Source organism: Undibacterium sp. 5I1 (assembly GCF_034314085.1).
Taxonomy (GTDB): domain Bacteria; phylum Pseudomonadota; class Gammaproteobacteria; order Burkholderiales; family Burkholderiaceae_D; genus Undibacterium.
Window position 1 is genome coordinate 2,173,313 of record NZ_JAVIWI010000001.1, and the last position, 24,627, is coordinate 2,197,939.

The 24,627-nt window shown below is 45.7% G+C and carries 24 protein-coding genes; 5 read left to right on the forward strand and 19 right to left on the reverse strand.

The genetic code is table 11. From position 1 onward, the window contains the following. Positions 1-290: 290 nt before the first annotated feature. Positions 291-986, reverse strand: coding sequence for a nitroreductase (locus RGU72_RS09595; protein ID WP_322119511.1), 696 nt, complete (start codon positions 984-986; stop codon positions 291-293). 130 nt (positions 987-1,116) lie between these two features. Then, a complete protein-coding gene (locus tag RGU72_RS09600) occupies positions 1,117-1,548 on the reverse strand; it encodes a thioesterase family protein (RefSeq protein WP_322119512.1) in 432 nt (143 codons plus the stop codon). A 438-nt stretch (positions 1,549-1,986) separates the two neighbouring features. Between RGU72_RS09600 and RGU72_RS09605 the strand changes: the two genes are divergently transcribed. Beyond that, complete coding sequence (locus RGU72_RS09605; RefSeq protein ID WP_322119513.1) at positions 1,987-2,553, forward strand: phasin family protein; 567 nt, start codon at positions 1,987-1,989, stop codon at positions 2,551-2,553. A 99-nt stretch (positions 2,554-2,652) separates the two neighbouring features. Here RGU72_RS09605 and RGU72_RS09610 read toward each other — a convergent pair whose 3' ends face one another. The 6 genes from RGU72_RS09610 to RGU72_RS09635 form a co-directional block, all read right to left on the reverse strand. Continuing rightward, complete coding sequence (locus RGU72_RS09610) at positions 2,653-3,375, reverse strand: ABC transporter ATP-binding protein (protein WP_322119514.1); 723 nt, start codon at positions 3,373-3,375, stop codon at positions 2,653-2,655. Further along, positions 3,375-4,145, reverse strand: a complete 771-nt coding sequence (locus tag RGU72_RS09615) for an ABC transporter ATP-binding protein (RefSeq protein WP_322119515.1) — start codon at positions 4,143-4,145, stop codon at positions 3,375-3,377. The genes RGU72_RS09610 and RGU72_RS09615 overlap by 1 nt, the downstream gene beginning before the upstream one ends. An 11-nt stretch (positions 4,146-4,156) precedes the next feature. Next, complete coding sequence (locus RGU72_RS09620) at positions 4,157-5,353, reverse strand: ABC transporter permease subunit (RefSeq protein ID WP_322119516.1); 1,197 nt, start codon at positions 5,351-5,353, stop codon at positions 4,157-4,159. 10 nt (positions 5,354-5,363) lie between these two features. Continuing rightward, entirely contained in the window at positions 5,364-6,293 is a 930-nt protein-coding gene (locus RGU72_RS09625) for a branched-chain amino acid ABC transporter permease (protein ID WP_322119517.1), read from the reverse strand. A gap of 538 nt (positions 6,294-6,831) precedes the next feature. Next, entirely contained in the window at positions 6,832-7,767 is a 936-nt protein-coding gene (ispH, locus tag RGU72_RS09630; protein ID WP_322119518.1) for a 4-hydroxy-3-methylbut-2-enyl diphosphate reductase, read from the reverse strand. A gap of 8 nt (positions 7,768-7,775) precedes the next feature. Beyond that, positions 7,776-8,231, reverse strand: a complete 456-nt coding sequence (locus RGU72_RS09635) for a peptidylprolyl isomerase (protein WP_322119519.1) — start codon at positions 8,229-8,231, stop codon at positions 7,776-7,778. A gap of 305 nt (positions 8,232-8,536) precedes the next feature. Between RGU72_RS09635 and RGU72_RS09640 the strand changes: the two genes are divergently transcribed. The 4 genes from RGU72_RS09640 to rpmG all read left to right on the forward strand — a co-directional run bounded on the left by RGU72_RS09640 (position 8,537) and on the right by rpmG (position 11,104). Next, entirely contained in the window at positions 8,537-9,529 is a 993-nt protein-coding gene (locus RGU72_RS09640) for an IS30 family transposase (protein WP_322119520.1), read from the forward strand. Positions 9,530-9,839: 310 nt separating this feature from the next. Further along, on the forward strand, positions 9,840-10,514 hold the full coding sequence (gene radC / locus RGU72_RS09645; RefSeq protein ID WP_322119521.1) for a RadC family protein: 675 nt from the start codon (positions 9,840-9,842) through the stop codon (positions 10,512-10,514). A gap of 159 nt (positions 10,515-10,673) precedes the next feature. Continuing rightward, a complete protein-coding gene (rpmB, locus tag RGU72_RS09650; RefSeq protein WP_322119522.1) occupies positions 10,674-10,910 on the forward strand; it encodes a 50S ribosomal protein L28 in 237 nt (78 codons plus the stop codon). Between the two features lie 26 nt (positions 10,911-10,936). Then, positions 10,937-11,104, forward strand: coding sequence for a 50S ribosomal protein L33 (gene rpmG, locus RGU72_RS09655; protein ID WP_110257750.1), 168 nt, complete (start codon positions 10,937-10,939; stop codon positions 11,102-11,104). A gap of 276 nt (positions 11,105-11,380) precedes the next feature. Here the strand turns inward: rpmG and RGU72_RS09660 are convergent, their stop codons facing one another. From RGU72_RS09660 to kdsB, 11 genes are all read right to left on the reverse strand, one after another. Further along, positions 11,381-12,565, reverse strand: a complete 1,185-nt coding sequence (locus tag RGU72_RS09660; protein WP_322121608.1) for an acyl-CoA desaturase — start codon at positions 12,563-12,565, stop codon at positions 11,381-11,383. Between the two features lie 116 nt (positions 12,566-12,681). After that, on the reverse strand, positions 12,682-14,037 hold the full coding sequence (locus tag RGU72_RS09665) for a mechanosensitive ion channel family protein (RefSeq protein WP_322119523.1): 1,356 nt from the start codon (positions 14,035-14,037) through the stop codon (positions 12,682-12,684). A gap of 39 nt (positions 14,038-14,076) precedes the next feature. Further along, positions 14,077-15,348: an RsmB/NOP family class I SAM-dependent RNA methyltransferase gene (locus RGU72_RS09670; protein WP_322119524.1), complete on the reverse strand. Its 1,272-nt coding sequence runs from the start codon at positions 15,346-15,348 to the stop codon at positions 14,077-14,079. A gap of 122 nt (positions 15,349-15,470) precedes the next feature. Next, positions 15,471-16,079 (reverse strand): phosphoribosylglycinamide formyltransferase, encoded by a 609-nt coding sequence (gene purN / locus RGU72_RS09675; protein ID WP_322119525.1) that lies wholly within the window; start codon positions 16,077-16,079, stop codon positions 15,471-15,473. Positions 16,080-16,248: 169 nt separating this feature from the next. Then, positions 16,249-16,647, reverse strand: coding sequence for a barstar family protein (locus RGU72_RS09680; protein ID WP_322121609.1), 399 nt, complete (start codon positions 16,645-16,647; stop codon positions 16,249-16,251). Positions 16,648-16,779: 132 nt separating this feature from the next. Then, positions 16,780-17,202 carry a ribonuclease gene (locus tag RGU72_RS09685; protein ID WP_322119526.1) on the reverse strand — a complete coding sequence of 141 codons (423 nt, stop codon included), beginning with the start codon at positions 17,200-17,202 and terminating at the stop codon, positions 16,780-16,782. A gap of 391 nt (positions 17,203-17,593) precedes the next feature. Continuing rightward, positions 17,594-18,763 carry a patatin-like phospholipase family protein gene (locus RGU72_RS09690; RefSeq protein ID WP_322121610.1) on the reverse strand — a complete coding sequence of 390 codons (1,170 nt, stop codon included), beginning with the start codon at positions 18,761-18,763 and terminating at the stop codon, positions 17,594-17,596. A 242-nt stretch (positions 18,764-19,005) separates the two neighbouring features. Beyond that, positions 19,006-19,764, reverse strand: coding sequence for a 3-hydroxyacyl-CoA dehydrogenase (locus RGU72_RS09695; RefSeq protein WP_322119527.1), 759 nt, complete (start codon positions 19,762-19,764; stop codon positions 19,006-19,008). Positions 19,765-20,193: 429 nt separating this feature from the next. Continuing rightward, entirely contained in the window at positions 20,194-22,377 is a 2,184-nt protein-coding gene (locus RGU72_RS09700; RefSeq protein ID WP_322119528.1) for a sodium-translocating pyrophosphatase, read from the reverse strand. 462 nt (positions 22,378-22,839) lie between these two features. After that, positions 22,840-23,496, reverse strand: a complete 657-nt coding sequence (adk, locus tag RGU72_RS09705; protein ID WP_322119529.1) for an adenylate kinase — start codon at positions 23,494-23,496, stop codon at positions 22,840-22,842. Between the two features lie 378 nt (positions 23,497-23,874). After that, positions 23,875-24,621: a 3-deoxy-manno-octulosonate cytidylyltransferase gene (kdsB, locus tag RGU72_RS09710; protein WP_322119530.1), complete on the reverse strand. Its 747-nt coding sequence runs from the start codon at positions 24,619-24,621 to the stop codon at positions 23,875-23,877. Positions 24,622-24,627: the final 6 nt, after the last annotated feature.

Genomic DNA, 24,627 nt, shown 5'->3' on the forward strand with positions numbered 1-24,627 from the left:
TCGCTCCCAAATATAAATGTAGAAAATTTGATGCAGTGTAGCAAAATTGTGAAAATTCGCAAGAGAATTAAAGACTTATGCGCATTACTTGAACAAAAGTCTAGTGTCACGGATTAGTCATAATCAATTTTTCCCGACGTGGATCGGATAGTTTAAGCAATTGATAATTATCTCAAGCCGAAGCGATCTACAAAATTACCCCGGCAGGCGTAGCAACAAAGACAGCATCTTAGTCGAAGTAGGAGCTGCAACGCTACCGAGACGGTGGCAATGATGGCTTTAGCTAAGTTCTAATCTAAAAACTTAACGAAATCATCAACTGCATCACGTTCTGTGATCAAGGTATTTTCTATCTTGCTGTGATCCGCGTAGCCAAGCGACATGCCGCAAACCAGCATTTCGTTTTCTGGCAAGTTTAATACCTCTTGAATAATTTTATGATACTGAGTGAAGGCCGCCTGAGGGCAAGTATCAAGACCGCGCCCCCGTGCCGCCAGCATAATATTTTGCAAGAACATTCCATAATCTAGCCAGGAACCTTGCTCCATAACGCGATCAATCGTAAAAATCAAACCGACCGGAGCATCAAAAAATCCGTAATTGCGCCCGTGCTGCGCGTGGATGCCAGATTTATTTTCTCGACCGAGACCAAGTAACGCGTATAAATCCCAACCAACCTTACGACGGCGCTCCTGATAAGGCGTGATCCACTTGACTGGGTAGTAGTTATATTCTTGTTTATGCTCTTGCGCCTTCTCTACATCATTGTGTACCGCGAGTATGCTGGCTGACAACAATCGCAATTTATCCCCGGTTAAGACATACACTTTCCAAGGCTGAGTGTTACTGCCTGAAGGCGCACGGGCAGATACCGTTAAAATTTTGCGCAGCTCTTCCTGATCAACTGGCGTCGGTAAGAAAGACCGGATTGAACGTCGGGAAACAATAGCTTCATCAACATGTTGTTGGCTTGGGGAATTAATCATTATTACTCCGTGTATAGTTTTTAGGACTTATCAGAAATTGTCTCAGCAAAGCGTGGCGACGAAGGCCGTACATACAAGTACGACCAGGAGACGCGACACAGCTAAGGTTGTTTTGCGAGGGCTCTGCATTTTAAATTGCTATTGTTTTTAACAAATCCCTTACACGGTCTGGGATAACCACTGGCCTACGGGTAATCCGGTCAACATAAACATGAACAAAATGACCTTGTGCTGAGGCAGTGTCTTCATCGTTTTTAAAAATGCCTACCTCGTAACGGACACTAGAATTACCAAGTTTAGTGACGCTGACACCGGCGCTGACCACATCCGGAAAAGCTACTGAATCCAGGTAATTGCACTGAGTTTCAATTACTAATCCGATGAATGGACTTTTCTCGATATCAAGCACGCTGTTGACAATCAGAAATTGGTTTACGACGGTATCAAACCAACTGTAATACACCACATTATTTACATGTCCATAAGCATCATTATCCATCCAGCGGGTGCTGATGACATGAAAATGTTTAAATGCACTTCTCTGTTTTGCCTCTATTGCCATTTTGTCGCGCTCCACATGTGTGACTCATATTTAGGACTTACACAAAACTGCCCCAAAGCGTTACAGCACCTAGTCTTACTAAAGTACTACCCTCTTCGCTACGCCCTGCCGGGACAATTTTGCGTAAGTCCCAATCTTAATGAAATACCATTTCCTGTAAAAATAATACATGAAGCTACGGGATGATTTCATCCCCTGGTCACAATTAGCTTCGATAATCGCCGCAGATTAGAAAGAATTTGCTAATAATCGTTTATCCCTATTTCTAATCATGCCATTATTTTCAATAAAGACAATTTTGTTGCAATGCACAATTTTCTTGACTTCGCTCAATTAATCAATAAAATGCTTCATATTGCATCGCACAATATCAGCTATAAATAGTTTCAAAAATGCAACCCCTGTCATCAAATTGAACGATCCTTTTAGGAGAAATCTATGTTTTCTGCACCAGAACAATTTTCCGCTGCCACTAAAGCAAATTTCGATGCTCAACTTGCCATGATGACTGCGCTAACGACTAAAGCATTTGAAAGCGTAGAAAAATTTGTAGAACTAAATTTGACCGTTGTTAAAACCTCCATGGAAGAATCTACAGCAAATGCCAAGCAATTAATGGCAGCTAAAGACCCACAAGAATTCTTTACATTATCAGCTGCCCACGCACAACCGAATACAGAAAAAGCTTTGGCATATGGTCGTCATTTATCAACAATCGTTTCCAGCACACAAGCAGAATTTACGAAGGCAGCAGAATCGCAAATTGCAGAAACAAATCGCAAAGTCGTAGCGTTATTTGAAGAAGTCTCAAAAAATGCACCTGCTGGCACAGAAGGCATGGTGACTTTCGTTAAAACTGCCATCACTAATGCCAACGCTGGTTACGACCAACTAAGCAAAACGACCAAACAAGCTGTCGAAGCGATAGAAACAAATATGACAACGGCAGTAGCGCAAATCACCAAAGCAACAGAAAAAGCAACGCCTAAAGCAACCAAGAAATAAGTTTTAATTTGAATTTGAAAATTCAAATTAAATAAACACAAAAAAGCCCCGAGTGAAATCGGGGCTTTTTTGTGTTTATCGCTTTGTCATTTGAGTAATTTACTCACCCAAATAAGCCGCCTGAACTTTAGGATCATTCAGCATATCTTTAGCATTACCAGACATAGTAATAGCCCCCGAATCCATGACGTAGCCTCGATGCGCCGCTTGCAGTGCCAGCTTCGCATTTTGCTCTACCAATAAAATAGTTACCCCTTGAGCGGAAACATTTCTGACTACTTCAAAAATCTTTTCCACCATGATTGGGGACAAACCCATAGAAGGCTCATCAAGCAACAGTAAATCTGGATGACTCATCAAAGCACGTGCCATCGCCAACATTTGTTGCTCGCCACCAGACAAAGTACCTGCCAATTGCGCCGCACGTTCTTTCAAGCGAGGGAAAACCGCAAACCACTTTTCTATGTCTGCATTAATTCCCGCTTTGTCATTGCGAATAAATGCACCCATCATCAGGTTTTCTAAAATGCTCATACGCGTAAAAACACCGCGCCCCTCAGGTACCATAGCTAAATGGTTATTCACCAGTTCAAATGAAGTTACCCCTTTAATGGATTTGCCGTTATAGAGAATTTCGCCCTCTACTTTAGAGCTTGGTAGCGTACCGGTAATTGCTTTAAGCGTCGTTGTTTTACCGGCGCCGTTGGCACCAATCAAAGTAATTAACTCACCTTTGTTCACCTCAAGATCAATACCTTTGACCGCTTTGATACCGCCGTAAGCAACCTTGAGGTTGCTGATTTTCAATACGTTATCAACCATTAGTGAGAACCTCCCAAATACGCTTCAATCACTGCAGGATTTTTTTGTATGTCTGCAGGTACACCCTCGGCTATCGGTTTGCCGTAGTCCAGAACCGTAATACGGTCACACAAACCCATCATTAATTTGACATCATGTTCAATCAGCAAAATAGTTTTACCCTCTGCTTTGATTTTTACCAGTAGCTCACGCAACGCTAACTTCTCAGTGGCGTTCATACCGGCAGCAGGCTCATCAAGTGCTAATAATTTTGGGTCCGTCGCTAATGCGCGGGCAATTTCTAAACGGCGCTGATCGCCGTAAGACAGAAATTTAGAAGTCCGGCTAGCAAACTGACCAATACCAACGAAGTCGAGCAGCTCTTGCGCACGGAGGCGGATTTCTGCCTCTTCTTTTACCGCCGCTGGGAAACGAAACACCGCACCAAAAACACCTTGATGAGTTCTGATATGGCGTCCCACCATGACATTTTCTAAAGCGGTCATTTCACCAAACAAGCGGATATTTTGGAAAGTCCGCGCAATACCTGCTTTGGCAACCTCATGTGGGGCAGAAGGTGAATAAGGCTTACCATCCAATTCAAATACGCCAGAATCAGGTTGGTATAAACCAGTAATCACATTAAAAAAGGTTGTTTTACCCGCACCATTAGGACCAATCAGGCCATAAATTTGGCCTTGCTTGATATTGATGCCGACATTCGATAAAGCCTGCAAACCACCGAAGCGTTTGTTTGCACCTTCAATTTTTAAAATAGTTTTTTCAGTCATGTCGATATCCCTTAAGCCTCGGCAGTTTTGTCATTGCTGCTAGTCGGTCGATCTTCGTGTTTTGGCGCTGGCCACAAACCGGCAGGTCGATTCAGCATGATCAGGACCATCGCAAGACCGTATAACAATTGACGCAATACTTCGGCTTCAACCAAAATTTTGCCGAATAAAAGATTTTGCAAAGGCTCAACGCTGTGACGCAATATTTCAGGCAAGGCTGCTAACAAAATTGCACCCAAAATAACCCCTGGAATATGCCCGATACCACCTAGCACCACCATCGCTAACACGACAATAGATTCAGTCAATGAGAAAGATTCTGGTGACACAAAGCCCTGGAATGAGGCGAACATTGCACCAGAAACACCACCAAAGGAAGCCCCCATTGAGAATGCTAATAATTTAATGTTGCGAGTGTTAATACCCATCGCTTTAGCGGCAATTTCATCTTCACGTATCGCAACCCAGGCCCGGCCTAAGCGCGAATTTTGCAAACGTAGTGAGACAAAAATAATGACAATACAAAGTGCTAAAAACAAGAAGTAGTAGGCATTCACTGAAGGCATGCTAAAACCAGCAATATTCAGTGTCGCATTTGAGCCAGCCTCACCGGACAAAGACACACCAAAAATCCGGATAGGGTCAATCATGTTGATACCTTGCGGACCATTCGTAATATTCACTGGTGAATTCATGTTATTCATGAAAATACGGATAATTTCGCCGAAGCCCAAAGTCACAATAGCGAGATAATCACCACGTAACTTGAGGGTAGGAGCGCCCAGCAAAGCACCAAACAATCCAGCCACAGCCGCCGCAATAGGTACGATTATCCAGACCGACAAATGCAAACCAGTCTGAGCGATTTCGGGACCGAAGACCGCCATCAAGAAATTACCAACAGCCGGATAATTATTGACAAAAGATTCAAGCACCACAGCAAACTGCGGCGAAGCAAGCAAAGCGGCAATATAGGCACCAACCGCATAGAACGCGATGTAACCTAAATCCAATAAGCCAGCGAAACCGACAACGATATTTAGCCCTAGCGCCAACATAATATAGAGCAAAGCAAAGTCAATAATACGTACCCAGGAGTTACCAAAATTGGCGGCAACAAAAGGGAATACAACTAAAATAATGGCGAGGACTGCAAAGCTAGAGTAAGCCTTACTAGGATTTGCTTTTATATCAAATAAATTCGACATTGTTTTCTCCTTAGGCTCGGTCTGCAACACGTTCACCCATAATGCCGGATGGGCGCAGCGTCAACACAATGATCAAAACAACGAAGGCAAAAATATCCTGATACTGACTTCCCAGTAAGCCTCCGGTTAACTCGCCGATGTAGCCAGCACCGAGACTTTCAATCAATCCAAGAATAATGCCACCGACCATAGCGCCATAAATATTCCCAATGCCTCCTAGTACCGCAGCAGAGAATGCTTTTAAGCCGGGTAAAAATCCCATTGCAAATTGAGCAGAAGAATAGTTTGCGGCCCACATCACCCCTGCGATTGCAGCCAGTGAAGCACCAATCGCAAAGGTCGCGACAATCACTTTATTCGAATCGACTCCCATCAATCCGGCAACTCTTGGATTCTCTGCGGTAGCACGCATAGCACGTCCCATTTTTGTTTTTTCCACGAGTAAGACCAAACCAACCATGGCGAGCGTCGCCAAAACTAGCAGTAGTACTTGTGTTTGTGAAATCACCGCGCCGCCAATCGCGATCGGCGTGGAGGGCATAATACTTGGGAAAGAAATTGGGCTGCGACCCCAGATAATCATCGCAAAAACCTGGACTAATTGCGAGATGCCGATCGCTGTAATTAATGGAGCCAGTCGCGGTGCATTTCGTAGCCTTCGGTAGGCTACCCTCTCGATCACCACGTTCAAAATAATACAAACTGGTATTGCCCCCAAAATCGCGATGATTAATTTGACGATCCCCGGGAGATCAGGAGCGACATGCTGAAGAAAACTAATAATCGTTAATCCTGCCATCGCGCCGACCATCAACACGTCGCCATGAGCAAAATTAATCAGATTAAGTACACCGTATACCATCGTATAACCTAGTGCGACTAAGGCATACATGCACCCTAGTACCAGTCCATTAATAATTTGTTGGATAAATGTATCCATATTGCTTCTCTCTTTAAGAACTAATCGGGATTTTTACTAAGATATCAACTTATCTCAATCTGCAAAACACTCAGCAAAAACCATTCCTGATAACAAAAAACGGCACTCCGTCTTTCATGAGTGCCGCTCAATTTCGACGCCTGTTAGCCTAAACGACGTGTCATGTAATCCGGAGCAATAAAATTGTGCTGATAACGCATATGAAACTCTCCTCTGCAACTTTGAATGAAAAGCTTTTTGTAATATTTTTAGATGCCACTTATATGCTACTTATATTTCATGCACTGCAATGATGCAGTTTATTAAAACAGGAGGAATTATAATGAGATTGAACATCAACACAATGGCAAAAATATTGCAGATATGTTTTGTTCGTCCCCATACTACACCACCACTACCGCCTGTAAAGCAGAAATCAGCGTTGCTGCCGATCAAAGCATAGCTATGTTAATGATGAGTAGACGAAATAAAATACTGAATAAAAACAGACTTGCAATTTAAAATTTGCAAGCATCGAAAGAACAATTCCTTTTGCTGATTACTTTATGCCCGTCAATCCTTTTGGCATAGGAAAAGTCACACTCTCCTCAGCACCGTCTAGCGTGCGTACGCTTAAGGCGCCTAACTGTTTTAAGTGCTCAATGACTTGTTGAACCAGTATTTCAGGGGCGGATGCGCCTGCTGTGACACCAATACGGCGACAGTTGTCCAACCATGCTGGTTGAATTTGTGTCTCGTTATCGACCATATAGGATGCCGCACCCTTCTTTTGCGCAACTTCACGCAGACGATTAGAGTTAGAACTGTTGGCGCTGCCAACAACGATCACTAAATCGACTTGCGGCGCCATAAATTTAACAGCCTCTTGGCGATTTGTTGTTGCGTAACAAATATCGCCTTTTTTGGGCTCGCTAATTTGGGGGAATTTACTCTTGAGGGCACCAATAATCTCTATCGTGTCATCGACAGACAAAGTAGTTTGTGTGACATAGGCAAGTAAATCCGGATTTGCAACTTCCAATAAAGCAACGTCTTCGACCGTTTCAACCAAGTGCATGCCACCCTCAGTTTGACCCATCGTCCCCTCAACTTCAGGATGTCCCTGGTGACCGATCATGATAATTTCACGGCCTTCTTTCCGCATTTTTGCAACTTCTATGTGTACTTTAGTGACCAAAGGGCAAGTTGCATCAAACACGGTTAAGCCTCTTGCCTCAGCTTCTTTTCTAACCGACTGTGATACGCCATGCGCCGAAAAAATAACCGTATTTCCGGCAGGTACATCATCTAATTCTTCAATGAAAATAGCACCTTTTTCTCGAAGATCGTTCACAACATAAGCGTTATGCACAATCTCATGACGCACATAAATGGGTGCGCCAAATTGTTGTAATGCGCGCTCAACGATTTCTATTGCTCTGTCAACGCCGGCACAAAAACCTCGTGGTTGCGCCAATAAAATTTCTTTGTCCATTTGTCGCTTTATAAAATGCCGATAATTTTTGTTTCAAACAAAACAGTTTGTCCTGCAAGAGGATGATTGAAGTCAAACAATGCACCCTCGGCGTCGATAGATCTCAAAATTCCGGCAAAGCGCCCACCCGAAGGGGCTGCAAACTCAACCAAATCACCGATCACATATTGCTCACCAAAAGCGGAATTTTCTTTCAATGTAGCGCGCGACACACGCTGAATCAGCTCAGGATTACGTGGTCCAAATGCATTTTCTGGTGCCAGTTCTTGCGTAATTTGCGAGCCCTCTTCCAGACCCAATAAAGCGCGCTCAAGTTCTGGCGCCAGTTGGCCCATACCCATTTGTAATGTGGCAGGACTTTCTTCAAAGGTACTAATAATGTTTTCACCGTCCAAAGTAGCTAAACGATAGTGCAAAGTCAGATATGCATCTGATGTAACGACTGGAATGACGGGATTTGACATGATAATAAGGATGTTCGATCAAGGCACTATTGTATGTCATTCCAATTCTAATGAAATAGAAGAACGCAGTGTGCAGGTATGGGTTCTGAGCAGACTTAATACAAAACACATGTAAACGGGGTGTAAATAAATGATTTTTCTTTAGATATTTGATTACTTCAATTTTCCATTTTTATATACTCCCCTTTATTTTTCTTAAAAATACCAGGCGGATTCAAGTACGAAGAGCAACGTTGAATAAAAAGTCAAAGGGTCAGATGCGATAGCATTCTGCCTTTTGACCAGCCAGTCGAAAGTTGCCGAATATGCGCTACACACACCTAACCCAAGACGAACGATACCAAATTTACGCACTGCGGTTAGAAAAAAAGACAGTCAGCGAGATTGCTGCCGCACTCCATCGTCATAAGTCCAGCATCCACAGGGAACTCAAGCGCAATACCGGAGGAAGCGGGTGGCGCCCCTTACAAGCGAAAAAAATAGCCGACGAACGACAAAAGAATAGTCGTAACGCACGACGTATTGATGACAACGACTGGCTCGCCGTCTCGACCTACCTGCACATGGACTTATCGCCGCAGCAAGCAATCGAACGGTTAAGCCTGGAACGGCAGGAAAAAATGAAGAGCAGTCATGAAACCGTCTATCTGCGCATCTACGCTGACCGCAGAGCGGGCGGCACTCTCTTCAAGCATCTGCGGGGTCAGAAGCCCTACCGCAAACGCTACGGTAGTGGTCAACAGCGCCGGGGCATGCTCAAGAACCGTATCAGCATTGACCAACGACCCGCGATCGTGGATCAAAAAATCTGCTTAGGCGACTGGGAGGGCGATACGATCATTGGCAAGAAACAGCAAGGTATCGTCATTACGCGGGTCGATCGTGTCTCTCGTTTTACCTTAGCCCGGCAACATCATAGCAAACACGCGCAAGGAGTTGCTGCCAGCATCGAGCAACTGCTCACGCCACATCAGCAGCACTGCCATACCATCACGTTCGATAATGGCAGGGAGTTTGCAGGGTATGAGTCCATCGCAGCACATCTGCAAGCCCAAGTGTACTTCGCTCATCCGTATCATTCCTGGGAGCGGGGGCTCAACGAGAACACGAACGGCTTATTACGATACTACTTTCCAAAGAACACCAACTTCAAGGAAATCACTCAAGCCCAGTTGCAACGGGCAGTCAATCAACTCAATCATCGCCCTAGGAAATGCCTCGGCTATCGAACGCCGTTTGAGGTTTTTTATAATTTGGATATACTCCCCCTAAAACTTACCTCCCGTTGCTCTTCGTAGCTGAATCCGCCCCACATTATCCAATTAATTTATGGACAATTAAAACATACCTAGTAGGAGTATATTAAATGGATTAACTTGAAATCTTATTGGCGCGACGACAAAATTCAATCAAATTCAATACAAATATCGTAGAAGATTGAATAATCTCACCCCATAGATTGCGACACATTCCTTGTTCTTACCTCAGATTAAATTACGCCATGATTAAGAAAAATTGCAATATAATAATTGCATTTTAATTAATATTAAAATTAATTAGCCTCGTTACCTTTAATAAAATCAAGCTCGTCGTTATAAGGATAAATTTATGGCAATCACTGATTGGCCTGAGGATCAACGCCCAAGGGAACGGCTGATCAAGTTTGGAGCAAAAGCCCTGTCTGATGCTGAACTGCTGGCTGTTTTTTTACGTGTTGGGGTAACCGGAAAAAGCGCCGTTGATTTAGGGCGCGATATGCTGAGTCAATTTGGTTCATTGACTGGCTTGTTTGCCGCTGATATCAAAGAATTTTCGTCAGTCCATGGATTGGGTAACGCGAAATATGCGCAACTGCATGCTGTCTTAGAGCTAGCAAAACGCTCTATTTCTGAAGAGCTGCAATCAGCGCCAATGCTGTCATCACCACAAGCCGTAAAAAGTTATCTTCAACTTTTGATAGGGAACAAAACTTATGAATCTTTTGCCGTACTATTTTTAGATATAAAAAATCGCTTGATCACCTCAGAAGAACTTTTCCGGGGCACGCTCAGTCATGCAAGTGTCTATCCACGAGAAATTGTGAAAGCGGCACTTCACCACAATGCTGCCAGCGTTATCCTTGCTCACAATCACCCTTCTGGCAACGCAGAACCTAGCGACGCCGATATCACGCTTACCAAAACACTAAAGCAGACTTTATCCTTGGTCGACGTTCGGGTGCTAGATCATTTTATTGTGGCTAATCCCAACGTTTATTCCTTTGCCGAGCATGGACAAATTTAAATATCCATATCAAAAGCGGTGCAATTAGTCATAATAGATTAAATGTTAAATTTAAAAATAAATTTAGACACAATTGTTTTTCGCAAGTCGTTGATAATTATTAGAATTTTCGTTATACTTCATTTTTTTCCAAATTCGGAAACCATTAAGGAGTGAAACATGGCGCGTGTCTGCCAAGTTACTGGGAAGGGGCCAATGGTTGGCAACAATGTTTCCCATGCAAACAACAAAACCAAACGTCGCTTTTTGCCTAATCTGCAAAATCGTCGCTTTTTCGTAGAGTCAGAAAATCGCTGGGTTTCCCTGCGTTTGTCTAACGCAGGCTTACGTGTCATCGACAAAATCGGCATTGATGCTGTTTTAGTTGATCTGCGTGCTCGCGGCGAAAAAGTTTAAGCGAAAACTATTGTTAGGAAAATATCATGGCTAAATCTGGTCGCGACAAAATCAAATTGGAATCGACTGCTGGTACAGGTCATTTCTATACCACATCAAAAAACAAGCGTACTATGCCTGAAAAAATGGAGATCATGAAGTTTGATCCTAAGGCACGTAAGCATGTGATCTACAAAGAAACTAAAATTAAATAATTTTGGATATCTTAAAAAAACCTGCATAAATTGCAGGTTTTTTTTCGTCTATTGCATCATGGGTGATTGATTCATGAATTAATACTTGGTCTAGCTCACTCAGTATCAAAATCCATTTAATGCGCATATCTACAAGAGATCGTTAATGCGCTTACGACAATTCAACCCATTGTATAGCCACGAGCTAGTATTGATTTTTATATCTCAAGTCTTTGTAAACACAATAAAAAAACGACGCGATGGCGTCGTTTTTTTGTTTAACTACCTCATCTCAAATCAAGCGTAACTACGCAATCTACGAGAGAAGTCATGTAAAGCCTGAATACCAGATGCCTCGGCACGAACGCACCAATCTTGCAACTGATGTACCAGTTGCTCGCGGCTAACAGTGGAACGCTCCCAAATCAGGCCTAACTCAACGCGCATATCATGCATAGTCTTTAAGGCGTTGCTATGTGCTAACACTTCAGATAAATGTTGTTTTTGCGGCGCTTCTAATTTGGTTGGCTCACGTTGCAAAAGCTTTTTAGCTGATTTCAAGAAGCCATCTTCAAAATGAGCTTTCTCACGCAACAAAGCAACTTCCTGAGACCAAGTACGACGCAAGGATTTTGTGTACTTCGCCATTACGTCATAACGGTTAGAAATGACCGCTTGCAAGGTTTCCATATCAATTGCTGATTTGATTTCAGCAAATTTAGGCTCAGGAGCAACCTTTTTCACTTTAGCAAGACCAACAATTTCCAGGCAGCGAATATACATCCAGCCAATATCAAACTCATACCATTTGGAAGACAATTTTGCCGATGTACCAAATGTGTGGTGATTATTGTGCAACTCTTCGCCGCCAATCAAAATACCGAACGGGATGATATTAGTAGCAGCGTCTGGACAATCGTAGTTGCGATAGCCCCAGTAATGTCCTATACCATTGATAATGCCTGCCGCTGTGACTGGAATCCACAGCATTTGTACAGCCCAGACGGTGACGCCGATGACACCAAACAACATGAAATCAATAATCAGCATCAGTGCAACACCCTGCCAACTGAAGCGGCTATACAGGTTTTTTTCGATCCAGTCGTCAGGTGTACCATGACCATATTTTTGGATGGTTTCAAGATTTTTTGATTCTGCGCGATACAGTTCAGCGCCTTCTAATAAAACTTTTTTAATACCGCGCGTTACAGGACTGTGCGGATCTTCTTCAGTTTCGCATTTAGCGTGATGCTTGCGGTGAATCGCAGCCCATTGCTTTGTAACCTGGCCGGTAGTCAGCCATAACCACATACGGAAAAAGTGGCTAGGAGCCGCATGCAAATCTAATGCGCGATGCGCTTGGCAACGATGCAAAAATATCGTGACGCTGATAATAGTGATGTGCGTGACCACGGCAGTAAAAATAAACACCTGCCAGGCGGTTGCACGAGTCAAACCATTAGACAAAAAGTCAATTACCATATCAATAAAAGTGCTCAAAATGAGAAGTACTCCTTAGTTAATGACACTATCCTAGCTTAATTGATAAAAGCAAAGCGTCAAAATTTTCTGCGAATTTTCGTATTGTACGCGTTTTTTTAAGTTGACCCAAAAACTTTGTCTGGCGCATTATTTTCTGGTGCGCTAGTACTTGGCATATTAATCAGTGTTACGGCGCGTTGCGCGCAAGGTAATTCAATTTTGTGCTCCTGCAAAGCTTTCCAGATAGCACGATTTACCTCTGATAATACATTAGAGCGGCCGTTTTCAGGGTCACCAATCCAGAATCCAATCCGTAGTTCTAGTCCATCGGCTCCAAACTTAAGTAAGTAGGCAGATGGAGGAGATTCTTTTGAAACCCGTGGCACTTGCGCCACTACCTCGGCCAAAATAGGGAATAGCGCCTCAATATCTGTCTGATAAGCAACAATTACATCGGTTCCCATCGCCACAGCACGATCACTGAGTGAGAAATTTTGCACAGGAGTAGACACTAGCATTTCATTTGGGATAACCGACTCACCACCGTCCAAGCCCTTTAATACCGTATAACGAGTATTGATTTGAGTAACCCGCCCACTAAATTTATCTACTGTGATCATGTCACCAATCGACATGCTTCGGTCTAACAAAATAATGAAACCAGAAACATAGCTACTGGTAATTTTCTGTAAACCAAAACCCAAGCCAACGCCCAACGCACCGCCAAATACGGACAAAACAGTAAGATCAATGCCAACGATCGTCAGGCTGACTAAGATCGCCAATAAAATGAGCACGGCTCTTCCGAAGCGAGATAACACCACCTTCAACGAAGAGTGCATGCTTGGTAGCAACATCAAGCGCGCTTCTAAAGCAGCGCTAGCCCAGAGTGCGACGATCAAAGTCAAGGAGACAGAGACAAGAGCCTGCGCTATAGAAAGTAATGAGACTTTGTTATGACCAATAGGTAAAACGGTGTCGTCCAGCGCAGCAAAAAGTTCTTGCCACAAACCGGTGAAGTGCAAAACCACCCCAAGCCAAACGATAAGTGCGAACAACTTCTCAAACGTGGCAAGGAAGCTGCCTATCTTCCCGTCTTTGGCAAAAGTACGGCGCACCACATAAAAACCAAAGCGTATCAGCGCCAGAGAGCCGATGATGGGCATAAGCAAGCTCAGCAAATGTGTATGCTGCCAACGCCCCAGGATAATCTTGGCGATAAAAATGAAAACTAAAGCCAGTAATGGAAATACTACTCGATGAAAACTACTCGCGCTAATCTGCAACACGCCTGCTGAGGTCCCAGTTTTAGAGAAATTTCTCTTCAACAAAGTCGCTGCATACCATGCAAGTGCGAAACAAATAAATACCGTCCCGACTTGCCAGAGAAAGTTTGTATTCTGCAAATCATCTGATAAATCAGCAATCAAACTTGCTAACAAGCTTGCGTTAGTAGTTACATTTTTATCCAAGTTTTTATCCCGATGTAAAAATAAATACGTGAGTAAATATTATTCAACTTGCGGTTTATTGCGCTCCAACACCGCAGCAAAGAAACCATCCGTCTGGTGCAAATGTGGCATTAATTTCAAATAATCACCCATTTCTAAGTCGATTTTTTGCTCTGCCAGCACTTGTGACATCGGGACCAGCGTAAAGTCAGGATGTGCTGCGATAAAAGCAGACACGATGGCTTCGTTTTCTTCTTCCAGCACGCTGCAAGTTGCATACACCAGTCGTCCACCAGATTTTACTAAGCGGGCGGCGCTATCAAGGATCGCTGTCTGTTTGACATTGAGTTCCGCAATACCGACCAAGTTCTGACGCCATTTAACATCAGGATTACGGCGCAAGGTACCGAGTCCGCTACACGGTGCATCAACCAAGACGCGATCCAGCTTACCGGCCAGGCGTTTAATTTTAGCGTCGCGCTCATGCGCAATCACGACCGGATGGACGTTGGATAAACCGCTACGTGCCAAACGTGGCTTGAGCTTGGCTAAGCGCTTTTCTGAAATATCAAACGCATACAAACGACCGGTATTGCGCATGCTTGCACCCAGCGCCAAAGTTTTACCGCCGGCACCCGCGCAAAAATCAGCTACCATTTCGCCGCGTTTAGCGCCGACTAATTGGGCTAAAAGCTGACTACCCTCATCCTGCACCTCGATCGTGCCATCCTGGAATAAAGGTAAATTCTGAATCGACGGCTTTTTCTTGATACGCAAACCAAGTGCCGAATAAGGCGTTGGTTCTGCCACAATCGGTGCCAATGCCAGACTGGCGATCACTTCTTCACGGCTAGACCCTTTAATGGAATTAACCCGCAAATCCAACGGTGCCGGAGCGTTTAATGCCTGAGCCAAGACCAAGGCCTCAGTCTCGCCCATTTTTTCAACAAATTTTTCCCATAGCCAGGTGGGCAAATTTGATTGTAATGAGACTGACAAATGAGCACGGTCGATTTCCATTACACGTTGCAACCAGCCCGTTTCTTCCTCAGTCAAACCACCTAAAGAATCAATCCCTGCAGCATCAGCCAAGCCAAGTAATGCCAAGCGGCGCATAGAAGCACCGCTACCAGACTCTGAAAAACTGGTAAAAACGCTTTTATTTCTTAACAAGCCGTAGATACTTTCTGCGATGACGCCGCGCTCACGAGAGCCCAAACGTTGATGGTCACGGAAGTAGCGTGATAAGACCATGTCTGCAGGTCCGGTAAAACGCAAAATTTCACGTAACACTTCTTCGGTATGGCCGACTAAGGCGGGAGGTAATCTCATTTTGTTTCCTTCTTTATTTCTTAATGAATTTCAATTTGCGGTGATGTCGTTAAAGATTGAACCGTGTTAAAGATCATGCGGCAAACAAACTATTCGCTGCGTATTTATCACTTATTTGTCACTTACTCGCCAATGACATGAACCCGATTTCCAATCATTTTTAGCTTACCCTCGATAAACCATCGCACCGCTCTTGGGTAAATGACGTGTTCTTGTTCCAAAACACGCCTAGAAAGACTATCGACCGTGTCGTCATTCAATACTGGAACCGCCGCCTGGGCGATGATGGGTCCATGATCAAGCTCCGGCGTCACAAAATGCACAGTAATGCCATGCAATTTAACGCCTGCATTCAATGCCTGCTGATGCGTCGCCAAACCGACAAAACTAGGCAGCAGCGACGGATGCACATTGATCATTCGGTCTGCATAGTGTTGTACAAAAGCGCTGGTCAGGATACGCATAAAACCAGCCAGCACGACTAAATCTGGGGCAAACTGGTCAATCTGCTGCTGCAATACTGCATCGAAAGCTTCGCGTGAGGTAAAGCTTTTACTCTCAACTACCACTGTGGGTATGTCCATCTTGGCTGCGTAGTCCAATCCGGGTGCATCTGGGCGATTACTGATGACAGCAACAATCTCGGCTTGCCATTGCTCTACTTTGGCGGCCTGGACAATGGCTTGCATATTGCTACCTTGTCCAGAAATGAGGATAACAATCTTTTTCATGGCGGCATTGTACAGTGCTGGAGGGGCTAGGTCTCATTAACGACAAAAGGTCAAGGAAAAAACCTATAAAAAAGCGGTAAATACGTAATCAGTTTGCGTCAAATAATAATGCCGACTTTAAAAGTCGGCATAGAGTCTGGATTTCAGCTTTTTTGCTCTGCCGGGAGTCTTATTCGAAGGAGTAAAACACTCTGAAAGCAACTTTTCTGTCGGCCCAAAAATCAGCGGCATCGCGGAATACATCGAGCAAAATTTCCCGCGCTTCTTTATCAAACTTAGGTGTATTCGGTAACTGCTCCAGCACGACAACAAAGCCCGGTTGCGGACCCGATTTATAAATTAAGTCAGTCAGACAATCGGATAAGGCATCAAAATTTTTCCCAAAATGTTTTGGGAAGCCGAACGAAGCTGCGATTTTACCCAACACTTGTTGTTTGGTCGTCGCCTCTAAACAATAGGCGTACAAAAAATGCTGCCCGAGTTGAGCTGCTTCTGCCTGTAAATCAGGCACACGAAAAGCGCGAATCGATTGCACGACATTCGGCGCTACGCTGGTTAGCAAACTCATTTCTCCCTCTGGTGGTGAGATTATTGTCATATTGGTGTGGCTTGCTTTGTGGTGAATTGAATTTTGACTTAGTGCTACTTTTTTCTGCTACTGTTTCCCGCTACTGTTTTCTGCGGCTTTTGAAACTGGGGGCTACTCTTTAATTTGCTTAAAACTCTCGTAATGGTCATCGGTGTAATAGTACTCACCTGATGTTGCTGGCTCTCCACCGGCAATAATCCGGCGCGCACCACGGTTTCTGGCTCTGGGCGTTTTTACTGTGTATTCGTGATAGTAACCACGCTTTTGCCTGGGCAATCTGGACTCATAGTTGCCAAATACCACGCCATCTTTGTCATAAGCAAATGGACCACCTTGCTTGATAGCGATTAACGTCGCTTGTGCTTCTTTCGGTAGTTCTGCCAGCGCAATAGTCTGCATACTCGCGTTTGCGGCATGGGTTTCTTTGGCGTGTAACACGGAAGCACCAGAGAAAGCAAAAGAGGCCGATGTAAGCATCGCCACTGTGAGTAGCGCCAACCACTTTTTTAAGAATGTTGCTTTGAAATTATTCATTATTTTATGCGGCAACAGATTTAATTAAGTGACATAGATTAACGTTTTGTGTCGGGCGAATCAACCTTTAATAAACTAAAGACAACGAAATAATTCTCGATTTTGCTACAGTCATCCTTGTTTTTGGAGCATTTGCAAAGCGATGCTAAAAACGAGTGAAACCGGTGTCTCTAAGATCGAGTGCCAAGATTTTTTACTAGCGGATCATTCTTATCGATTAAATTACTCCCCCAGTGTATATATTGATTGTCCATATAAAGTCTGGACAATCAACCATATTTTATTAAATTAAAGGGGAGTATATTAATAACCCATCAAAATTCACTCTATTTTTAAAAAGGAATAGTAGATTTTCGAGCGCGAATATAGTCCAGCATCTCGTTTCTGGCTTCTACTCAGCAAAAAATTGAGATACATCTGCGCGCCGCGCCCAAGTGTCTTGCTTGCCCAACTCAATTAATTCTCTGGTGTAGCTGGATTCAAACAAGAGGTAAGACGCCAGCGCCGAGCCGCGTACCTCGGTTGCACCGATGCCGCCCAACATGGTTCTGACGGGTAATGGCAAACTTCCGGTATGGCGGCTGGCGATGTCGTCCAGTCTTTGCGACGGTGCAATGACTAACAGATCAATCGGTTTTAGCGGCGTGTTTTTTAATACCTCGGGCGGCAACATGGACAGAGTTTTGTTTATACGCATTAAGCGTTCGATATCCACTGCCAGGCTGTCCAAAAATATGCTGGACATTGCATGACCAGCAATTTGCGCCAGACTAGGATAACGGGCAATCTCGGTGTTCTCTCTTCTTGGCTCAGACAATCTGCCAGCACCGACGATCAACACCTTTTGTGCGCCCAGATGGATGGCGGGAGAAATTGGCGCCAGTTGGCGCATGGAACCATCCCCGCAAAACTCCAGAGAGCCGCCCCAGTTCAGCGCCACCGCGGGAAACATGAAGGGAATCGCAGAGGACGCCAATAAATGGGGCACGCCGATGAAATCTCTTTGCGCCAGACGCTGGCTTCTGACCCATGGCTCGATCTCTGCCAGGGTTTGATAAAACGTCAGATGCTGACCTGCGGTGTAGGAGGACGCAGTCACCGCAAGTGCATGTAGCGCACCGCTGGCTAGCGCCTGATCTAGCCGCGGCAAATCCAGCATGCGGTTTAATAAATCTGCCAGCGGGGAATTATCCAGCAGCGAGTTGGGCGGCGATTTACGCCATTTATTGAGCAGCCAGCCGAAGGACATTAACGACAACCAGCGCGCGCCGGAGCGTATCACTCCCAAAGAATCAGCGCGATACACTTGCGCCGCCTCGAAGTTTTCCCAGACGTGCACAATACTGGCGACAGAATGGTTGAAATCGTCAGATCGGCAAGCCAGCGCCGTGGCATTAATGGCACCCGCAGAAGTACCGCAAATGATGCCAAAAGGATTGCGCTCCGGCGCCCAGCCATCTTCCAGCAAAATATCGGCAATGGCCTTCAGCACACCTACCTGATACGCAGCCCGCGCGCCGCCGCCAGTCAAAATCAAACCTGTAGTCGCATTGCTATTCATAGGCATTTCTAAAGTAATAGGTGTGACGAAAACTGTTTCGGCATCGTTCTCCTCGTGCTATTTGCATGGGATGCGCGAGTGAGCCTTGCAGAGAAAATTGTCGATGTACGTCAACATCACGCCTAAATAAAAAGGGCAAGCTAAAAAGCTTGCCCTAGTGTATTGGCGGCGTCTCAAAATGTCATGCTGCAGGACGATATTTGCGACGGCGCTTCACAATTTATTCCGCTATTTACAACGAATTATTTCGGTTGCATGCGGATCGCACCGTCTAAACGTATGGTTTCGCCATTCATCATGACGTTTTCAATGATGGTTTTTGCCAGATGCGCATATTCGTCAGGCTTACCGAGGCGTGGTGGGAACGGTACCATTTTGCCCAAAGCGTCTTGCACTTCTTGCGGCATGCCTAACAACATCGGTGTTTCAAAAATACCTGGGGCAATCGTCATCACGCGGATGCCACTGCGGGACAAGTCACGCGCCATTGGCAAGGTTAGACCGACCACAGCAGCTTTGGAAGAGGCATAAGCAGTCTGACCGATTTGCCCGTCGTATGCGGCAACCGATGCTGTGTTAATGATCACACCGCGCTCACCGTGCTCTGCTGCGTCTGTCTTGCCCATCGCATCGGCGGCCAGACGGCACATGTTGAAGGTACCAATCAGATTGATGTTGACGACACGTTGAAAAATCTCCAGCGGATGCGGGCCATCTTTTCCGACCGTTTTGATCGCGGGCGCTACACCTGCACAGTTGACCAGCCCGCGCAAAGTACCCATCGCGGTTGCGGCGGCAACGACTGCCAGGCCATCGGCTTCGGACGTGACGTCGCATTTAACGAACTGACCTTGTAACTCGGCGGCTAGTTTTTCACCCGCCTCAACCTGGACATCGGCCAGCACCACTTTGCCGCCATTGGCAACGATCATACGGGCAGTCGCTGCGCCCAGACCTGAAGCACCGCCGGTGATGATGAATACGCTATTTTGAATTTGCATTTGTTGTCTCTCTTTTTGGGATGTGGGTCGTTTTACTGACGTTGATTGAGGTTGGAATTTAGGCCCAGATTGACGCTTACATTAACGCTTACATTAACGCGTAAATTGACGTTTACGTAAACGTCATTACGGCAACATTGTACTCAATTTTATTCCAGCAAAACAGAGCTAGCTTAGACAAAAGTCTGATTAAAATACAAGCCGGTAGCCAGAAATCTACCATTTGACAATAAGTTAAAAATGAAGGAATTCAATATACTCCCCCACTTTTTAACGAAAATTTCCTTAAAGACCAATGATTATATGGACGCCTAAATATACTTACCATGAGTATATCTATTACAACTTAATCAGGTCGTTAAAATAAACCGCAGATAAAGTGATCATTGCAATCAATGTATATCGAATTTATCTGCGTTTCTTCAGGTCTTAGAGTTTGCTTTTGGTGCCAGCGTCTGCTGCGACCAGCTTAGTCGCTATCTTGGCTGGTATCACCACAGACTGGCTGACAGCTACATTTGCTGCGTGAGATGCATTTGGCGTACCGGCAGCATGCGGTACAAAAGGTGCCGAACTTGGCAACAAAGGTACCAACAGCAGCGCCACGATATTAATAATTTTGATCAGAGGATTGATCGCGGGACCCGCTGTATCTTTGTAAGGATCACCGACCGTATCGCCCGTGACCGCTGCTTTATGCGCCTCCGAACCTTTGCCGCCATGATGTCCGTCTTCAATATATTTTTTAGCGTTGTCCCAGGCGCCGCCACCGGTAGTCATGGAAATCGCGACAAACAGTCCTGTCACGATCGTGCCCATCAGCAAACCACCCAAGGCCGCTGGCCCGAGTAGCAAGCCCACCAGCACGGGGACGATGACTGGCAACAGCGACGGCACGATCATCTCTTTGATGGCGGAGGTCGTCAGCATATCCACAGCCTTGTCATATTCTGGCTTGCCAGTGCCATCCATGATGCCTTTGATCTCTTTAAACTGGCGGCGCACTTCTACCACCACAGCACCCGCTGCACGCCCTACTGCTTCCATCGCCATGGCACCAAACAAGTAAGGGATCAGGCCACCGATAAACAGGCCGACGATCACTTGCGGGTTCGATAAATCAAACGAGGTACTTTTACCGACCGAATCCAACGCATGCGTGTAATCAGCAAACAAGACCAGCGCTGCCAGACCAGCAGAACCGATTGCATAGCCTTTGGTGACTGCCTTAGTGGTATTGCCGACTGCATCTAATGGATCGGTAATTGCCCGCACTGATGCTGGCATCTCTGACATTTCGGCAATGCCGCCTGCGTTATCGGTGATTGGGCCATAAGCATCCAGCGCTACGATAATGCCCGCCATCGACAGCATCGAAGTCGCGGCAATCGCAATCCCATACAAGCCCGCCAGCCAATAGGAGGCCAAAATCGCGGCGCAGACTGCCAGCACTGGGTAGGCAGTGGATTTCATTGAGACGCCAAGACCAGCGATGATATTGGTACCATGCCCGGTGGTCGATGCCTGGGCGATATGTTTGACCGGGGCAAAATCAGTACCGGTGTAATACTCGGTGATGTAGACCATTAAACCAGTCAGCACAATCCCGATCACGGTAGAGCCCATCATCGGCACACGCATATCTGCAGGCATGATCTGCCACGTTACAAGAGCAAACCCGATCAGTGATAAACCCGCCGCCCACCACAAGCCCGTGTATAAAGCGGACATGATTTTTTTGCCGGGCTTGGCTTTGACCATAGAGCAGCCAACGATCGACGCCAGAATTGAGACGGCACCCAACATCAGCGGATAAACAATGGCCTCGCTTGTCGCATTGGGAACAATCAAGGCACCCAATAACATCGTGGCGATTAAGGTCACGACATAGGTTTCAAACAAATCGGCTGCCATGCCTGCGCAGTCGCCCACGTTGTCACCCACGTTGTCGGCAATCACGGCGGGATTACGAGGATCGTCTTCCGGTATGCCCGCCTCCACCTTACCAACCAGATCAGCACCGACGTCGGCACCTTTGGTAAAAATGCCGCCGCCAAGACGGGCAAAAATAGAGATCAGCGAAGCGCCAAATGCTAAACCGATGAGCGGTTTAAGTACATCATGCTGAGACAACACAAGCTCAGGGTGGCCTGCGGCGGAAACCACCAGCAACCAGTAAAACAAAGTGACACCCAGCAAGCCCAGACCGACCACCAGCATGCCGGTAATTGCGCCGCCTCTGAACGCGACATCCAAAGCCTCATTAATGCCTTTAGTTGCTGCTTGCGCCGTGCGGACATTGGCACGTACCGAGACATTCATCCCGATAAAACCACATGCGCCAGATAACACAGCACCCACTAAAAACCCTGATGCGGTCATTAGACCCAAACCGGGTGCAACCGCAATGGCAATAAACAATACAGCGCCAACCATCGCAATGGTTCGGTATTGCCGGGCCAGATATGCTGCTGCACCTTGCTGTATTGCAGCAGCAATTTCTTGCATGCGAGGGTTGCCCGCATCTTGTTTCAAAATCCAGCTACGCGAGACCAGACCATAGGCCACGGCGACGATACCGCATGCAATGACGTACCATAAGTTTGTAGACATATTGACTCCTCCAATTGTTATGGGCTTCTTTTGCATGGGCAGCGTCAACTACCAAGTGCAAAATTGCCCTATGTAATTATCGTAAGTTCGGTAAGTATCAAAAATAGAGAATAGAACTGAAACTAAGACAGAGCAAAAACATGGAGCAAAACAGATCACAAAAAATCGTGATGAGATAAAACGGTGAAAAAGTAAAACAACGACAAATCTCACTTCTTGATAATGCTTGATACGTCATACGTGGCGCGTAATGCTGCGTAATGTGATCGGTGTCGGCATCAAAAAGTGATGGCTACAAGGTGCTGCAAAACTCAATCATTAGAGCTGAACCTTTAGAGCTGAATCCTTAGAACTGAATCCATACAACTTAGTCGTTACAACTTATCCGTGGCCCGTTTTTAGAGGAAGATTTGTCTGGGGGCGGTTGACAAGAAAAAAGCGGACAATCTTGTCCGCTTTTATTTATTCTGAGAGTGCGACAAAGGCACTGTCTCTGATGGTTTCTACTGGTCCAATGCCAACTATTTTGCGATACTTTGGCGCACCTGGCTGACCTGATTTTGCCCAGTCGCCGTAATAGCTGACAAGTACTTCAGTTTGTTCGTGATACACACTCAAACGTTTTTTGACAGTTTCTTCTTTGTCGTCATCACGCTGGATCAGTTCTTCACCAGTGACATCGTCACGGCCTTCTACTTTTGGCGCGTTGTATTTGACATGGTAAACACGGCCAGAACCCGGGTGCACACGGCGACCGCTCATACGATCAATAATGGCATCGTCCGGTACTGCGATCTCTAAAACGTAATCAATGACAACGCCAGCGTCTTTCATTGCGTCCGCTTGCGGCGTAGTGCGTGGAAAACCATCAAATAAATAGCCGTTAGCGCAATCAGATTCTTTCAGGCGATCTTTTACCAGACCGATGATGATGTCGTCCGATACCAAGCCACCCGCATCCATCACCGCTTTGGCAGCCAAGCCCAAAGGTGTGCCGGCCTTGACCGCAGCACGTAGCATATCGCCGGTCGAAATTTGGGGAATATTGAATTTTTCCTTGATGTAATTGGCCTGCGTACCTTTACCGGCACCAGGCGCTCCTAACAAAATAAGACGCATGTTATTTCCTAAAGACGAGTTTGAATTTTTTGTATCCTGTTACATCCCAACCCGAGGTCGTGATGCCGTATTTTTTTGTACTGAAGAGATATTTGCCGTGCCTGTTATTTTTTAAGACTGAACCAAATCCCTTGCAGCAATGTTGCTGAATCGGTTTTGATTCAATTCTATTTTTATTCAAATGCAGCACTACTAATATCACAGTATCTTTTCACGAAACTTACCACAATTTTTTATATTATTGATGCTTTGCCATGAAATCAGCTGCGCAGCGAAGTATTTTCATGCAATTCGCACATTTCGCTGGCCAATTCTATCGATTCTGAAAACACGATCAATTCTGTTATTGAACGCGAAACAGATCGATTTTTCGGCATCTCAATAGAATTGTCTTGCACGAATCAAATCCTCTGGCGTGTCCACACCGGGAGCAGGACTGGTGTCTGTGACATGAACTGCAATCGCATGACCGTTCCATAAGACCCGCAGTTGTTCTAAGGCCTCAATTTGTTCAAGCGGAGAAACTTCCAGATTGGGATAGGCCAATAGAAAATCATTGCGGTATGCATACAAGCCAATGTGTCGCAAAGGTGCGTAACCGGTCGGCAACACATCACGATTCAAAGCAAAAGCATCACGATGCCAAGGGATAGTTGCACGCGAAAACATCAGCGCTCGACCAAACTTATCCAGCACAACTTTCACGACATTGGGATTAAACACGTCCTCCACGTCATGCAAAGGATGCGCGGCGGTTGCCATGGGGACTTGCGTAGTAACAAGCGCGGCAGTCGCCGCAATCAAAGCCGGGTCGATCAAAGGCTCATCGCCTTGCACGTTGACTACGACTGCATCCGCCGCCAAGCCCAACAATGCTGATACTTCAGCAATCCTGTCAGTGCCGGAGGGATGGTCGCTGCGGGTCATACAGGCTGGTATGCCATGCTCACGGCAAGCCGCCAGAATGTCAGCATGATCGGTCGCTACGATAATTTGCGACGCGCCGGATAGCATGGCACGCTCAGCGGTACGTACCACCATCGGCTTGCCGCCCAGATCTGCCAGAGGTTTATTAGGTAAGCGGCTGGACGCTAAACGCGCTGGAATAATGACACTAAAACTCATCTTACA

Excerpts from the sequence above, each read along its gene's own strand:
- RGU72_RS09615 (WP_322119515.1), bottom strand. The coding sequence starts at position 4,145 with ATGACTGAAAAAACTATTTTAAAAATTGAAGGTGCAAACAAACGCTTC.
- RGU72_RS09700 (WP_322119528.1), bottom strand. The coding sequence starts at position 22,377 with ATGTCTACAAACTTATGGTACGTCATTGCATGCGGTATCGTCGCCGTG.
- radC (WP_322119521.1), top strand. The coding sequence starts at position 9,840 with ATGGCAATCACTGATTGGCCTGAGGATCAACGCCCAAGGGAACGGCTG.
- RGU72_RS09690 (WP_322121610.1), bottom strand. The coding sequence starts at position 18,763 with ATGAATAGCAATGCGACTACAGGTTTGATTTTGACTGGCGGCGGCGCG.
- rpmG (WP_110257750.1), top strand. The coding sequence starts at position 10,937 with ATGGCTAAATCTGGTCGCGACAAAATCAAATTGGAATCGACTGCTGGT.
- RGU72_RS09660 (WP_322121608.1), bottom strand. The coding sequence starts at position 12,565 with ATGGTAATTGACTTTTTGTCTAATGGTTTGACTCGTGCAACCGCCTGG.
- rpmB (WP_322119522.1), top strand. The coding sequence starts at position 10,674 with ATGGCGCGTGTCTGCCAAGTTACTGGGAAGGGGCCAATGGTTGGCAAC.
- RGU72_RS09625 (WP_322119517.1), bottom strand. The coding sequence starts at position 6,293 with ATGGATACATTTATCCAACAAATTATTAATGGACTGGTACTAGGGTGC.
- RGU72_RS09605 (WP_322119513.1), top strand. The coding sequence starts at position 1,987 with ATGTTTTCTGCACCAGAACAATTTTCCGCTGCCACTAAAGCAAATTTC.
- RGU72_RS09685 (WP_322119526.1), bottom strand. The coding sequence starts at position 17,202 with ATGAATAATTTCAAAGCAACATTCTTAAAAAAGTGGTTGGCGCTACTC.
- RGU72_RS09695 (WP_322119527.1), bottom strand. The coding sequence starts at position 19,764 with ATGCAAATTCAAAATAGCGTATTCATCATCACCGGCGGTGCTTCAGGT.
- RGU72_RS09600 (WP_322119512.1), bottom strand. The coding sequence starts at position 1,548 with ATGGCAATAGAGGCAAAACAGAGAAGTGCATTTAAACATTTTCATGTC.
- RGU72_RS09620 (WP_322119516.1), bottom strand. The coding sequence starts at position 5,353 with ATGTCGAATTTATTTGATATAAAAGCAAATCCTAGTAAGGCTTACTCT.
- RGU72_RS09635 (WP_322119519.1), bottom strand. The coding sequence starts at position 8,231 with ATGTCAAATCCCGTCATTCCAGTCGTTACATCAGATGCATATCTGACT.
- kdsB (WP_322119530.1), bottom strand. The coding sequence starts at position 24,621 with ATGAGTTTTAGTGTCATTATTCCAGCGCGTTTAGCGTCCAGCCGCTTA.
- adk (WP_322119529.1), bottom strand. The coding sequence starts at position 23,496 with ATGCGTCTTATTTTGTTAGGAGCGCCTGGTGCCGGTAAAGGTACGCAG.
- RGU72_RS09610 (WP_322119514.1), bottom strand. The coding sequence starts at position 3,375 with ATGGTTGATAACGTATTGAAAATCAGCAACCTCAAGGTTGCTTACGGC.
- purN (WP_322119525.1), bottom strand. The coding sequence starts at position 16,079 with ATGAAAAAGATTGTTATCCTCATTTCTGGACAAGGTAGCAATATGCAA.
- ispH (WP_322119518.1), bottom strand. The coding sequence starts at position 7,767 with ATGGACAAAGAAATTTTATTGGCGCAACCACGAGGTTTTTGTGCCGGC.
- RGU72_RS09670 (WP_322119524.1), bottom strand. The coding sequence starts at position 15,348 with ATGAGATTACCTCCCGCCTTAGTCGGCCATACCGAAGAAGTGTTACGT.
- RGU72_RS09595 (WP_322119511.1), bottom strand. The coding sequence starts at position 986 with ATGATTAATTCCCCAAGCCAACAACATGTTGATGAAGCTATTGTTTCC.
- RGU72_RS09680 (WP_322121609.1), bottom strand. The coding sequence starts at position 16,647 with ATGAGTTTGCTAACCAGCGTAGCGCCGAATGTCGTGCAATCGATTCGC.
- RGU72_RS09640 (WP_322119520.1), top strand. The coding sequence starts at position 8,537 with ATGCGCTACACACACCTAACCCAAGACGAACGATACCAAATTTACGCA.